At 57.8% G+C, this 14,525-nt stretch carries 12 protein-coding genes; 5 read left to right on the top strand and 7 right to left on the bottom strand.

Annotation, left to right across the window (positions count from 1 at the left end; genetic code table 11):
• Positions 1-4: 4 nt before the first annotated feature.
• The 3 genes from K3169_RS01990 to tkt form a co-directional block, all read right to left on the bottom strand.
• The gene (locus tag K3169_RS01990) at positions 5-1,168 is read right to left on the bottom strand and encodes a phosphoglycerate kinase (RefSeq protein ID WP_027901301.1); all 1,164 of its coding nucleotides are present in this window, start codon (positions 1,166-1,168) and stop codon (positions 5-7) included.
• A 16-nt stretch (positions 1,169-1,184) separates the two neighbouring features.
• Positions 1,185-2,234 (bottom strand): erythrose-4-phosphate dehydrogenase, encoded by a 1,050-nt coding sequence (gene epd / locus K3169_RS01985; protein WP_099267887.1) that lies wholly within the window; start codon positions 2,232-2,234, stop codon positions 1,185-1,187.
• A 138-nt stretch (positions 2,235-2,372) separates the two neighbouring features.
• Positions 2,373-4,370 (bottom strand): transketolase, encoded by a 1,998-nt coding sequence (tkt, locus tag K3169_RS01980; protein ID WP_099267886.1) that lies wholly within the window; start codon positions 4,368-4,370, stop codon positions 2,373-2,375.
• A gap of 259 nt (positions 4,371-4,629) precedes the next feature.
• Between tkt and K3169_RS01975 the strand changes: the two genes are divergently transcribed.
• Together K3169_RS01975 and metK are read left to right on the top strand one after the other, a co-directional pair.
• Entirely contained in the window at positions 4,630-5,625 is a 996-nt protein-coding gene (locus K3169_RS01975) for an ArsR/SmtB family transcription factor (protein ID WP_099267885.1), read from the top strand.
• Positions 5,626-5,645: 20 nt separating this feature from the next.
• Positions 5,646-6,836 (top strand): methionine adenosyltransferase, encoded by a 1,191-nt coding sequence (metK, locus tag K3169_RS01970; RefSeq protein ID WP_027901297.1) that lies wholly within the window; start codon positions 5,646-5,648, stop codon positions 6,834-6,836.
• Between the two features lie 179 nt (positions 6,837-7,015).
• On the opposite strand, the gene K3169_RS01965 is transcribed toward metK, so the two are convergent.
• Entirely contained in the window at positions 7,016-7,636 is a 621-nt protein-coding gene (locus K3169_RS01965; protein WP_263269763.1) for a LysE family translocator, read from the bottom strand.
• Between the two features lie 187 nt (positions 7,637-7,823).
• On the opposite strand from K3169_RS01965, the gene ligB reads away from it, so the two are divergent.
• Positions 7,824-9,497, top strand: a complete 1,674-nt coding sequence (gene ligB, locus K3169_RS01960) for an NAD-dependent DNA ligase LigB (protein ID WP_263269762.1) — start codon at positions 7,824-7,826, stop codon at positions 9,495-9,497.
• A 56-nt stretch (positions 9,498-9,553) separates the two neighbouring features.
• Positions 9,554-9,964, top strand: a complete 411-nt coding sequence (locus K3169_RS01955) for a DUF1090 domain-containing protein (protein WP_027901294.1) — start codon at positions 9,554-9,556, stop codon at positions 9,962-9,964.
• Between the two features lie 150 nt (positions 9,965-10,114).
• Here K3169_RS01955 and K3169_RS01950 read toward each other — a convergent pair whose 3' ends face one another.
• The 3 genes from K3169_RS01950 to K3169_RS01940 all read right to left on the bottom strand — a co-directional run bounded on the left by K3169_RS01950 (position 10,115) and on the right by K3169_RS01940 (position 11,891).
• Entirely contained in the window at positions 10,115-10,570 is a 456-nt protein-coding gene (locus K3169_RS01950) for a c-type cytochrome (protein ID WP_263272187.1), read from the bottom strand.
• Between the two features lie 69 nt (positions 10,571-10,639).
• Positions 10,640-11,041, bottom strand: a complete 402-nt coding sequence (locus tag K3169_RS01945) for an MAPEG family protein (RefSeq protein WP_027902573.1) — start codon at positions 11,039-11,041, stop codon at positions 10,640-10,642.
• Between the two features lie 10 nt (positions 11,042-11,051).
• Positions 11,052-11,891 (bottom strand): EamA family transporter, encoded by an 840-nt coding sequence (locus K3169_RS01940; protein WP_263269756.1) that lies wholly within the window; start codon positions 11,889-11,891, stop codon positions 11,052-11,054.
• Between the two features lie 337 nt (positions 11,892-12,228).
• Here K3169_RS01940 and K3169_RS01935 point away from each other — a divergent pair, with 337 nt between their 5' ends.
• Entirely contained in the window at positions 12,229-14,199 is a 1,971-nt protein-coding gene (locus tag K3169_RS01935; protein WP_263269754.1) for a TonB-dependent receptor domain-containing protein, read from the top strand.
• The last annotated feature ends 326 nt before the right edge of the window (positions 14,200-14,525 follow it).

The raw sequence follows: 14,525 nt of genomic DNA, 5'->3' as shown, positions 1-14,525 counted from the left end.
ATCCTCAGGCCTTGGCACGTTGTTCCAGCACTTCCACGGCTGGCAGGACTTTGCCTTCGACAAATTCCAGGAATGCGCCACCACCGGTAGAAATGTAGGAGATTTGATCCGCTACGCCATATTTGTCGATCGCCGCCAGCGTGTCGCCACCGCCTGCGATGGAGAACGCCGAGCTTTCGGCAATGGCTTTAGCCAAGGTCTTGGTGCCTTCGCCGAACTGGTCAAACTCAAACACACCTACCGGGCCGTTCCACAGAATAGTCTTGGAAGATTTCAACAATTCGGCGAAGTGCGCTGCAGTTTGCGGGCCGATATCCAGAATCATATCGTCATCAGCAACGTCGGCAATCAACTTGACCGTTGCGGCTGCGCTTTCAGCGAACTCTTTGGCTACGACTACGTCCACCGGCAACGGCACGCTGACCTTGGCGGCGATTTCACGGGCGGTATCAAGCAGGTCCGGCTCGTACAGCGATTTGCCAACCTTGTGGCCTGCCGCAGCCAGGAACGTATTGGCAATACCGCCACCGACGATCAACTGGTTGCAGATGGCGCTCAGGCTATTGAGCACGTCGAGCTTGGTAGATACCTTGGAACCGGCAACGATGGCGGCCATTGGCTGGGCCGGAGCGCCGAGGGCTTTGCCCAGCGCCTCCAGCTCTGCAGCCAGCAGCGGGCCTGCTGCAGCGACTTTGGCGAATTTGGCCACACCATGGGTCGAGCCCTCAGCGCGGTGGGCGGTGCCAAAAGCGTCCATCACGAAGACGTCGCACAGGGCAGCGTATTTCTGCGCCAGCTCGTCAGCGTTCTTTTTCTCGCCCTTGTTGAAGCGTACGTTTTCGAAAAGCACGATGTCGCCCGCTTTAACGTCAACACCGTCCAGATAGTCAGAAACCAGTGGCACTTCACGGCCCAGAGCCTTGCTCAGGTATTCAGCAACCGGCTTGAGGCTGTTCTCGGCAGAGAACTCACCTTCGACTGGACGACCCAGATGCGAGCAGACCATCACGGCTGCGCCCTTTTCCAGCGCGAGCTTGATGGTTGGCAACGACGCCAGGATGCGCGCATCACTGCTGACTTTGCCGTCCTTGATCGGGACGTTGAGGTCTTCGCGAATCAATACACGCTTACCTTGCAGGTCGAGCTCGGTCATCTTCAACACGGTCATGAGTGAATCCCTGTTTTTAATGTTGTGGGTCTGCGACGCGCAAAAAGTGCTCAGCGACGTCAAGCATTCGATTGGCAAAGCCCCATTCGTTATCGAACCAGGCCAGCACGTTGACCAGCCTCGGGCCGGAAACTCGCGTCTGACTCGCATCAACGATGGCCGAATGAGGGTCATGGTTGAAATCACAACTGGCGTGCGGCAACTCGGTGTAGGCCAACAGTCCTTTCAACGGGCCACTGGTGGCGGCCTCGCGGAGCAGGCGGTTGATCTCGAGGGCATCGGTATCACGCGCGGTTTGCAAAGTGATATCGAGGCAGGACACGTTTACCGTCGGCACGCGAACTGCTTTGGCCTGAATTCGGCCCGCAAGTTCCGGAAGCAGCCGCTCAATACCGCGCGCCAGACCAGTGGACACCGGAATAATCGACTGGAAAGCCGACCGCGTACGGCGTAGATCCTCATGGTGATAGGCGTCTATCACCGGCTGATCGTTCATCGCCGAGTGGATCGTGGTGATAGTGACGTATTCCAGCCCGACAGCCTGATCCAGCAGACGCAGCAAGGGCACGCTGCAGTTGGTGGTGCAGGATGCGGCGGAAACCAACAGCTCGCGCCCCGTCAGCTTCTGCTGATTGACGCCGAACACAATCGTGGCGTCGACGTCGACTTCGCTGGCCATCGGCTGGGAAAACAGCACCCGTGGCGCGCCAGCGTCAATGAAGCGCTGGCCGTCTTCACGGGTGTTGTAGACGCCTGAACATTCGAGCACCAGATCAACTTCCAGCGCCGCCCAGTCGACGCCTTCCGGCGTCTCGCTGCGCAGCACTCTGATCTTGTGATCATTGATGTGCAGGTATTGCCCTTCGACCCGCACTTCGCCGGGGAACCGGCCGTGTGTGGAGTCAAAGCGCGTGAGGTATTCGAGACTGGCCATGTCGGCCAGATCGTTTATGGCAACCACTTCAAACCCGGCCTTGGCCCCTCGCTCGCAAAGCGCGCGCACGACGCAACGTCCAATACGGCCGTAACCGTTGAGTGCAACTTTGTAAGGGCGGTGCTGGGGCATGGGGTTCTCACGGGTTTCAACTGAACCTGTAGGAGCGCGCTTGCCCGCGATAAGGTCAACTCGGTCTCAAGCACCGTGTGACCTTATCGCGGGCAAGCCCTGCTCCCACAAGGGTCCGCTTCAGCAGGTAAATCGCTATCAGTCTTCCAGCAGTTCTTCAGCCTGACCCAGGATGTTTTCCAGGGTGAAGCCGAACTCTTCGAACAGGGCTGGCGCAGGGGCCGACTCGCCGAAGGTGGTCATGCCGATGACGCGACCTTCCAAACCGACGTACTTGTACCAGAAGTCCGCATGAGCAGCTTCAATGGCGATACGAGCGCTGACTTGCAGCGGCAGAACCGCTTGCTTGTAGCCCGGATCCTGAGCATCGAAGACGCTGGTGCATGGCATGGAAACCACACGCACGTTGCGACCCTGAGCGCTGAGTTTGTCGAATGCCTGAACGGCCAGACCCACTTCCGAACCGGTAGCGATCAGAATCAGTTCTGGTTCGCCAACGCAGTCACGCAGCACGTAACCACCACGAGCGATGTCCGCCAGTTGGGCTTCGTCGCGAGCCTGGTGAGTCAGGTTCTGACGGGAGAAGATCAACGCCGACGGGCCGTCGTTGCGCTCGATGGAGTACTTCCAGGCCACTGCCGATTCCACAGCATCCGCAGGACGCCAGGTGTCCAGATTCGGCGTAGTGCGCAGGCTGGTCAGTTGCTCGATCGGCTGGTGCGTCGGGCCGTCTTCGCCCAGACCGATGGAGTCGTGGGTGAACACATACAGCACGCGCTTTTTCATCAGCGAGGACATGCGCACCGCATTGCGGGCGTATTCCATGAAGATCAGGAAGGTCGCGCCGTAAGGGACGAAGCCGCCGTGCAGGGCGATACCGTTCATCATTGCGCCCATGCCGAACTCGCGCACGCCGTAATGCAGGTAGTTGCCGTTGGCGTCTTCGCCGGTGATGCTCTTGCAGCCTTTCCAGATGGTCAGGTTGGAACCGGCCAGGTCAGCCGAACCGCCGAGGAACTCAGGCAGCAACGGACCGAAAGCGCTCAGTGCATTCTGGCTGGCCTTGCGGCTGGCGATGGTTTCGCCCTTGGCGTTGACTTCAGCAACGTAGGCAGCGGATTTTTCCGCAAAGTCAGCTGGCAGCTCGCCGCTCATGCGACGGATCAGCTCGTTGGCCAGCTCAGGGAATTCGGCGGAGTAGGCAGCGAAACGCTGATCCCAGTCGGCTTCGGTCGCCAGGCCTTTCTCTTTGCAGTTCCACTCAGCGTAGATGTCAGCCGGAATGTCGAATGGACCGTGAGTCCATTTCAGGGCAGCACGGGTCAAGGCGATTTCTTCAGCACCCAGCGGAGCGCCGTGGGACTCTTCCTTGCCTTGCTTGTTCGGCGAACCGAAACCAATCGTGGTCTTGCAGCAGATCAGCGTCGGCTTGTCGCTTTTACGAGCGGTGTCGATGGCAATCTTGATTTCTTCGGCATCGTGGCCATCAACATTGCGGATGACCAGCCAGCCGTAGGACTCGAAGCGCTTCGGCGTGTCATCGGTGAACCAGCCTTCAACTTCGCCATCGATGGAGATGCCGTTGTCGTCGTAGAAAGCGATCAGTTTGTTCAGACCCAACGTGCCGGCCAGCGAGCCGACTTCGTGGGAGATGCCTTCCATCATGCAGCCATCACCCATGAACACGTAGGTGTGGTGGTCAACGATGTTGTGGCCTGGACGGTTGAACTGGGCCGCCAGCGTTTTCTCTGCAACCGCGAAACCCACGGCGTTGGCGAAACCCTGACCCAGTGGGCCGGTGGTGGTCTCTACGCCCGGGGTGTAACCGAATTCCGGGTGACCCGGCGTGCGGCTGTGCAGCTGGCGAAAATTTTTCAGGTCTTCGATGGACAGGTCATAACCGGTCAGGTGCAACAACGAGTAAACCAGCATCGAACCATGACCGTTGGACATGATGAAACGGTCACGGTCGGCGAAAGCCGGGTTGCTCGGGTTGTGCTTCAGATAGTCGCGCCAAAGTACTTCGGCGATATCCGCCATACCCATAGGGGCACCGGGATGGCCGCTGTTGGCTTTTTGCACGGCATCCATGCTGAGTGCACGAATGGCGTTGGCACGCTCACGACGGCTGGGCATCGCTGATCTCCTGAGAACTGGAAAAGAATGGATCTGAAAAAGGCGAGCATTTTCCCTCAGGCACTGCCTGGGAGCAATGAAAGATAGCGGCTTGTGGTTGTTTTTCCTGCCCGCGCTTCGTTATTTGTTCATCCACGATGCACTCCCGCCCCGGAACAACGGCCCAGGCAGCCCTGAACTGGCCGCCCATCAACCAATATCAAAACTTTTTGATATTGCCCTTGCGACATACCCGGTCGCTAACTAGACTGCCAGCCCTATGAACCTGCGCGTACCTGCAATTCGCCACGACGACAGCGACGACCTTTCTGCCTTGTGCAAGGCCGGCGGCGACCCGCTGCGATTGAATGTATTGCGCGCATTGGCCAACGACTCGTTCGGCGTGCTGGAACTGGCGCAGATATTTGCCATTGGTCAGTCCGGCATGAGCCACCATCTCAAGGTGCTGGCCCAGGCGGATCTGGTTGCAACGCGACGCGAAGGCAATGCCATTTTCTACCGACGCGCCCTGCCCCATACCGGACAACCGGGTGGCAGATTGCATGCAGCCATACTGGATGAAGTCGACATGCTGGCTCTGCCCGGCGATGTGCAGTCGCGTATCGGCCTGGTGCATCGTCAACGGGCCAACGCCAGTCAGGATTTCTTCGCCCGTACGGCGGAAAAGTTTCGCGCCCAGCAAGACTTGATCGCCGGGCTTGCCCAGTATCGGGAAAGCCTGCTGTCGTTGCTGGACAAGCTGAACTTCGGGCCACAAGCGACGGCTCTGGAAGTCGGGCCGGGAGATGGCGGGTTTCTGCCAGACCTGGCACGGCGCTTTCGGCACGTGACGGCGCTGGACAACAGCCCGGCGATGCTGGAAATAGCCCGTCAGCTTTGCGCTGCACAGGCATTGGCTAATGTAGAACTGAAACTCGCCGATGTACTGAATGCCGTGGATGTCAGCGCCGATTGCGTGGTGCTTAACATGGTACTGCACCATTTCGCTGCACCGGCAGATGCACTCAAACAACTGGCAACTCTGTTGCAACCGGGCGGTAGCCTGTTAGTGACAGACTTGTGTAGCCACGATCAGAGCTGGGCCAAGGAGGCCTGTGGCGATCTCTGGTTAGGGTTTGAACAGGAAGATCTGGCCCGTTGGGCCATCGCTGCGGGGCTAGTTCCCGGGGAAAGCCTCTATGTAGGCTTACGTAATGGTTTCCAGATTCAGGTCCGCCATTTTCAGCGACCGGCTGGCAACACTCACCATCGGTAAAATTCAGGAAACCCGTAGAGATGAGCGAATACTCCCTTTTCACCTCCGAGTCCGTGTCCGAAGGGCACCCAGACAAAATCGCCGACCAGATTTCCGATGCGGTTCTGGATGCAATCATTGCTCAGGACAAACACGCTCGCGTAGCCGTTGAAACCCTGGTCAAGACCGGTGTTGCCATCGTCGCTGGCGAAGTGACTACCAGCGCCTGGGTTGACCTCGAGCAGATCGTTCGTGATGTGATCAGCGACATCGGCTACACCAGCTCCGACGTCGGTTTCGACGGTGCTACCTGCGGCGTGATGAACATCATCGGCAAGCAGTCCCCTGACATCAACCAGGGTGTTGACCGTGCCAAGCCTGAAGATCAGGGCGCTGGCGACCAGGGCCTGATGTTCGGCTACGCCAGCAACGAAACTGCTGAACTGATGCCTGCGCCAATCGCGTTCTCGCACCAGTTGGTGAAGCGTCAGGCTGAAGCCCGTAAATCCGGCCTGCTGCCTTGGCTGCGCCCGGATGCCAAGTCGCAAGTGACTTGCAGCTATGAGAACGGCAAAGTCGTCGGCATCGACGCCGTCGTTCTGTCGACCCAGCACAACCCTGAAGTTTCCTACAACGATCTGCGCGAAGGCGTGATGGAATTGATCGTCAAGCACGTGCTGCCAGCTGAGCTGCTGCACAAGGACACCCAGTTCCACATCAACCCGACTGGCCAGTTCATCATCGGCGGCCCGGTAGGTGACTGTGGTCTGACCGGTCGCAAGATCATCGTCGACAGCTACGGCGGCATGGCCCGTCACGGCGGTGGCGCGTTCTCCGGCAAGGATCCATCCAAGGTTGACCGTTCGGCTGCTTACGCTGGCCGTTATGTTGCCAAGAACATCGTTGCCGCTGGCCTGGCCGAGCGCTGCGAGATTCAGGTTTCCTACGCTATCGGCGTCGCACAACCGACTTCGATCTCGTTGAACACCTTCGGCACCGGCAAGATCAGCGATGACAAGATCATCAAACTGGTCCGCGACATCTTCGACCTGCGCCCATACGCGATCACCACCATGCTCGACCTGCTGCACCCGATGTATCAGGAAACCGCAGCCTACGGCCACTTCGGTCGCACGCCGCAAACCAAGACCGTTGGTAACGATACGTTCACCACGTTCACTTGGGAAAAAACCGACCGTGCCGACGCCCTGCGCGCCGCTGCCGGTCTGTAATACGCTTTAAGTTTCAGGCGTAACAAAAAGCTCCTGGCGACCGAGGTCGTCAGGGGCTTTTTGGTTTTAGCCAGTTAAATCCGGGACCTGTAGGAGCTGCCGAAGGCTGCGATGGCAGTGTGTCAGAAGAATACATTCGCAGCCTTCGGCAGCTCCTACAGGAAATTCCATTTCAGTTTCTAAGCCCTTCTGGCCACCAACAACACCGAAGCCGCACTGGCCAGCAAACCCGCACACACACGATTGAACAATCGCTTGCCACTGGGCCGCGCAAACAGTCGGCGGGCGTGAAGGCCCATCCAGGCATAGATCGCAATCGCGAGGCATTCCAGCACCAGAAACAAAACGCCGAGTACCGCGAACTGCTCCGTCACGGACCCAGCCTGATCTACGAACTGCGGCAGGAAAGCGGTAAACAACAGAATCGCCTTCGGATTACCGATAGCCACCAGAAACTCCTGTCGCGCCAGACTGAACAGGCCCTTGCCCGAACCGATCACTCCGCCCTCTTCCTCAGGGCTCGCCCGCCACAACTGCACTGCCAGATAAAACAGGTACGCCGCACCGATGATCTTGATCGCATGGAACAACCACTCCGACGTGTGCAGCACCGCAGTCAGCCCCACCGCCGCCAGCGCAATCATGATGGCGAAGGCCAGCAAACGCCCCAGCCCGCCAATACAGGCCCGGGCAAAGCCATAACGGGTCGCGTTACTGATCGAAAGCAGGTTGTTGGGGCCGGGCGCCATGTTCAGCGCAAAACAGGCCGGTACGAAAACCGCCAGAGTCGAGATATCCATGAATCACCATCAGCACTTGGATAAGAGAATCGTAATAGTGCAGGCAGCTTTTCACTCTTCAAAGACACAGTCGCGCATCAAAAAAGCCCCATCTGTACTGGCTGAATGATTCAGTAATCAGCGCAACCAGACATGTCATCCAGCGCTGGCTAGCCTCACCTGCACCTCTTCAAGCAAGGATGCTTCGATGCGCATATTGACCGCAATCACCCTCATGATCGCCAGCCTTACGACCCATGCCAGCTCATGCCCCGACTGGACGCCCGCCAAAGCCCGGCACTCAATCACCACCCTGCAAACACAAATCGCCGCCTGGGATGACAGCTATCACCGCCAAGGCATTTCGCTGATTGCCGATGAAATTTATGACCAATCCCGCCAGCGGCTTGAGTTCTGGCGATCATGTTTTGCCAAACCAACAAGCGAAGCCGACAACCCGCTGAAAACTGCCAAAGGGACGGTTCCTCATCCTGTTCCGCACACGGGCGTCAACAAGCTCAGCGATGAAGCCGCAGTGCGCGACTGGCTCAAGGGTCGCACTGACCTGTGGATTCAACCCAAGATTGATGGGGTAGCGGTAACCCTGGTCTATGAGCGCGGAGAACTGGCTCAAGTGATCAGTCGCGGCGATGGCGTTGCGGGACAGGACTGGACCGGACACGCGCAACACATCGCAGCCATTCCTGCGCACTTGCCCTGGCAGGAAACCCTGGTGCTGCAAGGTGAGTTATATCTGCGTCTGGAAAACCATGTGCAAGCCCGGGCCGGGAGTGTGAACGCGCGCAGCAAAGTCGCCGGCATGCTGGCTCGTAACGAATTACACACCGAAGAGGCCGACCTGATCGGCTTGTTCGTGTGGGACTGGCCCGCGGGACCGATCTCCATGACCGAACGCATGACAGGCTTGAACGCATTGGGTTTCGGTGACAGCGCTCAATACAGCCAGCCGCTGGAAAGCTTTGCTCAGGCGTATCACTGGCGCGAGCACTGGTATCGCAACCCGCTGCCGTTTGCTACTGATGGCGTCATCATCCGTCAGGGGGAGCGTCCACCGGTACAGCGCTGGCAAGCCAAGGCACCCTATTGGATCGCGGCCTGGAAATACCCGTTTGCTCAAGCGCTGGCGGAAGTGCGCAAGGTCAACTTCAACATCGGCCGTAGCGGCAAGATAACCCCCGTGCTGGAGTTGGAGCCTGTGCGCCTGGATGACCGGCAGATCAGTCGCATCAGTGTGGGTTCGCTGCAACGCTGGCAGACGCTGGATATAAGACCCGGCGATCAAGTGTCGGTGAGTCTTGCAGGCCTGACCATCCCGCGACTGGACAGCGTCGTGTCACGCAGTGTCGAGCGCAGCGACTTGCAGATTCCCGAGGCCAAAGACTTTCATGCCCTCAGTTGCTGGCAACCCGGCCCAGGCTGTGAAAGCCAGTTTCGCGCAAGACTTGCCTGGCTCAGCGGCAAGAAAGGTCTGGCGCTGACCGGAGTCGGTCCAGGTACGTGGGACAACCTGATCAGCGCCGGGAAAATCAACGGTTTGCTCGACTGGCTGACCCTTGAAAAAGAACAGCTTGCTAACATTTCCGGGCTCGGTGAGCGCAGCAGCGCTAAACTGCTCGACAGTTTGCAGGAGGCTCGCACCAGGCCGTTTGCTTTGTGGCTAAAGGCTATCGGCCTGCCGCCCACGGGGAATGCTCATCTGGGCGAGCAGTGGAGTGAGTTGGAGAAGAGAACGGCGCAGCAATGGCAAATGGAGCCGGGCATAGGCTCGGGTCGTGCCAGTCAGTTGGTCGCCTTCTTCCAGCATCCTCAGGTTCAAGCCTTGGCTGAGCAATTACGAGCCCAGGGTATTTCAGGTTTTTAAAGTGCCGGGCGTTTAATCATCAAGCCCGGACGTTATGGTTTTCAAAAGGAGTTCATATGAAGGTTTTTTCACCACTGGTTCTGCTGACCTGCTGCAGCCTGCTCGCGACCCCGCTTCTGGCAGCTGAAACAGCACCGGAAGCCAGCGGATGTGTGGTCAAAAGTCAGGAAATCAGCAAAAAGATTGAAGAAGCAAAAACCGAGGGCGACAAGCCTCAGCAAGCCGGTCTGGAAAAAGCCCTGAGCGAAAACAACGCGAACTGCACCGAAGCTTCGCTGCTCAAGGAACACGAACAGAAGGTGCTGGACGCCAAGCGCGAAGTCAAAAAGCGCGAGTCTGACCTGAGCAAAGCCATGAGCAAGGGCGACCCGGACAAAATCAACAAGCGCAAAGACAAACTGGCCGAATCCCGCAAGGAACTGCAAGAAGCCCAGACAGAACTGGAAGACCTTCAGCCACAGGATTGAATCCAGTACTGCGCAATACTTTGAACTCAAATGTATTCCCTGTAGGAGCGCACGAGCAGCGCGAGGCCGCGATAGCGTTCTGTCAGACACACCGCTATCGCGGCCTCGCGCTGCTCCTGCGCTCCTACAGACCCTGCGGCTGCATCAATTTCAATGATCACGAAACTCTTTATGACACGCCTCACACACCGCCTGGACCTTGTTCATGGCCGGTGTCAGGGTACTGGATTTGAAAGGGCGCTCCTTACTCGCGACGACCAATTCAGCAGTCGCCGACTCCAGCGAACGCGCCAGTTCCTGAAAACGCGCCTGCTTTTGCCAAACGGCGTCCGTGGAGCTGGTGTGATCGGTCTCTTTGACTTGCGGGAATTGTTTCCACGGCTGGTGAGACAGGCTGTCGAGCTTGACCGCGCCTTCGTCAAATCGCTGACCATCGAACGCCACCCGCCCCCGCAACATGCCACCCAAGTCTTCGCTGGTCTTGAGCATGTCCTTGAAGATTGCCTTGCGCTGGGCCAATGGCGAGTTCGGGTCTACACCACCACACGCACTCAGCGTCAGGCAGGCGAGCAGCACAACACACAATCTTTTCAACGTTGTATCCAGCAGGGTCCGCAGAAACGACGGCCAGTATCCTCGGCCGTCCTTTAAAGACCAAGCGCTGGATTGCCGCAGTCAGGCAGGCAGCGGCGTTGCTGAGGCGATGAACAGCCCGATGATCAAGCCAATACCTGCCAACCACGCGATCGAGCGCAGTGCAGCCCAGTCAGCCAGATAAAAAATGATGTAGAGCAGTCGACTGGTGATGAACAGCACCGCAACCACGTCGATTGTCACCAACTGCGCATTACCCGCAATATGGGCGATGATCACTGCGGCGGCAAAGCCCGGCAGGATCTCGAAGCTGTTGAGCTGCGCCGCATTGGCACGCGCAGGCAAACCTTCGAGGTTATTCAGGAAATTACGCGGGTTGTGATTGTGCTTGCCATTGAACTTGCCACTGGAAAACTTGGCGATGCCTGCACAAACGATCGGCAGAAGAATCGCGACCAATACGCACCAGAATGCAACCGTCATAGCAGAATCCTTATAGTTTGATTTTCATAACCAGCATGCCGAGCAGAACCAGCCCACATGCTAAGAGGCGGGGCCGGCCAAAAGGTTCTTTCAGATAGCGCATACCAAACAGCACTACCAGAATCACACTGACCTCGCGCAAGGCCGCAGCTTCCGCCACCGAGCCCAACTGCATGGCCCACAAAACGAGAGCGTAGCTGAGCAACACGCACAAGCCGACGCTTAATCCCAGCCGCCACTGCTCACGCCAGAACAGGCTGAACGGTGCTCGCTTGTAGGTGATTGCCAGCAACGGAAACGGCCAGGCACTGATCAGCGTGAGCCAGACCAGATAATCCAGCGGATGCACGCCCATCTGCAGAGCCTGGCCGTCGATCCAGGTGTAGCAACCGATGCACACCCCGATCAACGCAACCACCGGCAGCAGCGACCAGGGCAGTCGATCACCACCGCCGCCCTGCCAGAGCAGGCAGATCATGCCGCAAGGGATCAGCAGAATGCCAAGGATTTGCTGGGTGCTCAGTTCTTCTCCGACAAATATCAAGGTGAGGGCCAGCACCACCAACGGCGACAGCCCCCGCATCAGCGGATAGACCAGCCCGAGGTCGCCGACTCTGTAGGCTTGAATCAGCAAATACCGGTACAGCAACTCGAACAACGCCGAGGCGATCATCCATGGCCAGATGGCAGCAGACGGCGGCTCAACGAACGCTACCGCCAGCACCGCAAACAGCAACGCCACAAAATCCATACTGGCGATGACCAACAAACGCTCACCGCTGAATTTGATCAGGGTATTCCACGTCGCGTGCAGTATCGCCGCGATCAACACCAAAGCCGTAGCCAGCAAAACGCTCTCCCTGTTTCAGGACTCGTAAATGGCAGGTCTCCGGACACCACGATATTTCATGGTGAACATTTAGCCCATGTGGGAGCGAATTCATTCGCGAAGAGGCCAGAACATTCGACATATCCCTATTGATTGAACTGCCGCCTCCCCGAATAAATTCGGTCCCACAGTTCGCGTGAACCTCAAGCTGGCGTAAATTCGCTCCCACAATAAAGCAGCATTCAGCCCAGTAAATCGCGAATTACACTCAAAGGCACTGTCCTGTCACACCTTGTCCAACCTTCGCCAATGAGAATCCTTACGATTAACGTTTAACCACGCATCGTAAGGAAGTTCCATGCATTCTGTTTTTCGTTTGCGACCCACTGTCGCCATGACGAAGCTCGCGTTGGCGTGCCTCATCGCCCAAAGCGCCTGCGTTCAGGCTCAAGAAAACACCGCCGCCCCGGCGATCACTCTGGAAGATGTGACCGTTACCGCTGCCGGTTATGAGCAGAGCGTAGAGGATGCACCGGCTTCTGTGACAATCATTACCGGCGATGAACTGCGCAAGCGTTCGTTTCGCGATCTGACGGACGCCCTGCGCGACGTTGAAGGTGTGACCGTCAATGGAGGCGCCAACGAAACCGACATCTCGATACGCGGCATGCCGGCTGATTACACCTTGATTCTGGTCGATGGCAAACGCCAGAGCGCTCGTGAATCCAGGGTCAACGGCAACTCGGGTTACGAGCAGAGCTTCATCCCGCCCGCCGAAGCCATCGAACGGATCGAAGTGGTGCGCGGCCCGATGTCCTCCCTGTATGGCTCGGATGCCATCGGCGGCGTTATCAACGTCATTACCCGCAAAGTCTCAACCGAATGGGGTGGCTCGGTCACTTACGACTATTCGGCACGCCAGCACAGCGATCAGGGCAATGCACGACAAACCCAGTTCTACCTCAATGGTCCGCTGATTCAGGACACCTTGGGGCTGCAAGTCTGGGGTCGCTATCTGGATCGCCAGGCTGACGATGACGTGGAGGAAACCAATGGTTTCAGCAAAGCCGACCATAAGGACCTGACCGCACGCCTGGCTTTCACCCCCACCATCGACCACGACATCCTGCTGGAGGCCGGTGCCACCCGCCTTAAAAACGGCGACGGCGTGAGTCCTAACTGGGCAACTCGCGAGCAGGAAAACAACCGTGATCACTGGTCGATCTCTCACCAGGGGCGTTGGGATTGGGCCACGTCGGACGTTTCGTTCGCCCAGGAAGAATCCAGCCGTAAAGGCGTAGCCAGCGCAACACAGCGCGACGTCCTGGGTCGCAAACCTACTGTGAAGAACTCGGTGTTCGACGCCAAGCTGGTGATCCCGACCGAGCACAACATCACCACTACCGGACTGCAATGGAACGAAACCACGGTCACCGACTGGAACCAAGGCTTGGGCGACCGTGTGAACTACGAGTACTCCGTGGTGCAGAAAGCGCTGTTCGCCGAAAACGAATGGGCGATGACCGACACATTCTCGTTGACCACCGGCCTGCGTATGGACCACCACGAACAATACGGCGTGCATTTCAGCCCGCGTGTTTATGGCGTGTGGCATGCAACCGACGACTGGACCATCAAAGGCGGCGTGGCTCGCGGCTTCAAGGCTCCGGAATTGCGTGCAGTAATCGAGGACTACGCCGTACTGCGCCGCAACACGTTCGCGATGCTCGGTAACCCGGACCTCAAGCCTGAGACGAGCACCAACTACGAGCTGTCGGCACTGTGGTCCAATCGCAATAACCTGTCGGCTGGCGCAACAGTGTTCTACAACGACTTCAAGGACAAGTTGTCCACGGTGACCACCGATCAGTTCTTCGGTCCGTACATCATCATGGAACGGGTCAACGTCGACAAAGCGGTTATTCAGGGCGCGGAGCTGAACGGACGCTGGGACATCACGTCTGCGCTGGCACTGAAAGCCAACTACACCTACACCGACTCGGAGCAAAAATCCGGTGCCAACGCAGGCGCACCATTGGCATTGACGCCCAAGCATAAAGCCAACGTACGCACTGACTGGACGCTGTCCGACAAGACACAGCTCTGGGCAGCGGTGAATTACTACGGTGAAGAATACGGCAACACCATCACCGCTGAATCCTCACCGGGATACACCACGGCAGACTTCGGCGGCTCGTATGAGCTGACCAAAAACGTCTCGTTCAACGCCGCTTTGTACAACCTGACCGATAAGCGCCTGGATGACGAAACCTACGGCACCGTGAACTACGGCCGCACGCTTTGGGCGTCAACGACAGTGCGGTTTTAAGGCCGCACTCACTGTGGATGGAAATATATTCCCCTGTGGGAGTCGCCCCGGTGTCCCTGACACCACGCTGTCGCGCAGCAAACACGGACCCTGTAGGAGTGAGCTTGCTCGCGATTCGGCCTGTCAGTCGATGAATATATTGCCTGTACTGGAGCTATCGCGAGCAAGCTCACTCCTACAGTAAAAAGCATTCCAAATCAGATAGTTATATTTTTTTTGATAGGAGCGGTGCTTGCCCGCGATAAACGATAACGCGGTATGTCGTCTAGTTGCGTCTCATGTATCGCGGGCAAGCACCGCTCCCACAGATCCCTATTTCAAGTGGA

This window comes from Pseudomonas phytophila (assembly GCF_025643095.1).
GTDB classification, from domain to species: domain Bacteria; phylum Pseudomonadota; class Gammaproteobacteria; order Pseudomonadales; family Pseudomonadaceae; genus Aquipseudomonas; species Aquipseudomonas quasicaspiana.
The sequence above is the reverse complement of the archived record's forward strand: the minus strand, read 5'-3'. Positions and strand labels throughout refer to the sequence as shown.

Excerpts from the sequence above, each read along its gene's own strand:
- K3169_RS01990 (WP_027901301.1), bottom strand. The coding sequence starts at position 1,168 with ATGACCGTGTTGAAGATGACCGAGCTCGACCTGCAAGGTAAGCGTGTA.
- epd (WP_099267887.1), bottom strand. The coding sequence starts at position 2,234 with ATGCCCCAGCACCGCCCTTACAAAGTTGCACTCAACGGTTACGGCCGT.
- tkt (WP_099267886.1), bottom strand. The coding sequence starts at position 4,370 with ATGCCCAGCCGTCGTGAGCGTGCCAACGCCATTCGTGCACTCAGCATG.
- K3169_RS01975 (WP_099267885.1), top strand. The coding sequence starts at position 4,630 with ATGAACCTGCGCGTACCTGCAATTCGCCACGACGACAGCGACGACCTT.
- metK (WP_027901297.1), top strand. The coding sequence starts at position 5,646 with ATGAGCGAATACTCCCTTTTCACCTCCGAGTCCGTGTCCGAAGGGCAC.
- K3169_RS01965 (WP_263269763.1), bottom strand. The coding sequence starts at position 7,636 with ATGGATATCTCGACTCTGGCGGTTTTCGTACCGGCCTGTTTTGCGCTG.
- ligB (WP_263269762.1), top strand. The coding sequence starts at position 7,824 with ATGCGCATATTGACCGCAATCACCCTCATGATCGCCAGCCTTACGACC.
- K3169_RS01955 (WP_027901294.1), top strand. The coding sequence starts at position 9,554 with ATGAAGGTTTTTTCACCACTGGTTCTGCTGACCTGCTGCAGCCTGCTC.
- K3169_RS01945 (WP_027902573.1), bottom strand. The coding sequence starts at position 11,041 with ATGACGGTTGCATTCTGGTGCGTATTGGTCGCGATTCTTCTGCCGATC.
- K3169_RS01935 (WP_263269754.1), top strand. The coding sequence starts at position 12,229 with ATGCATTCTGTTTTTCGTTTGCGACCCACTGTCGCCATGACGAAGCTC.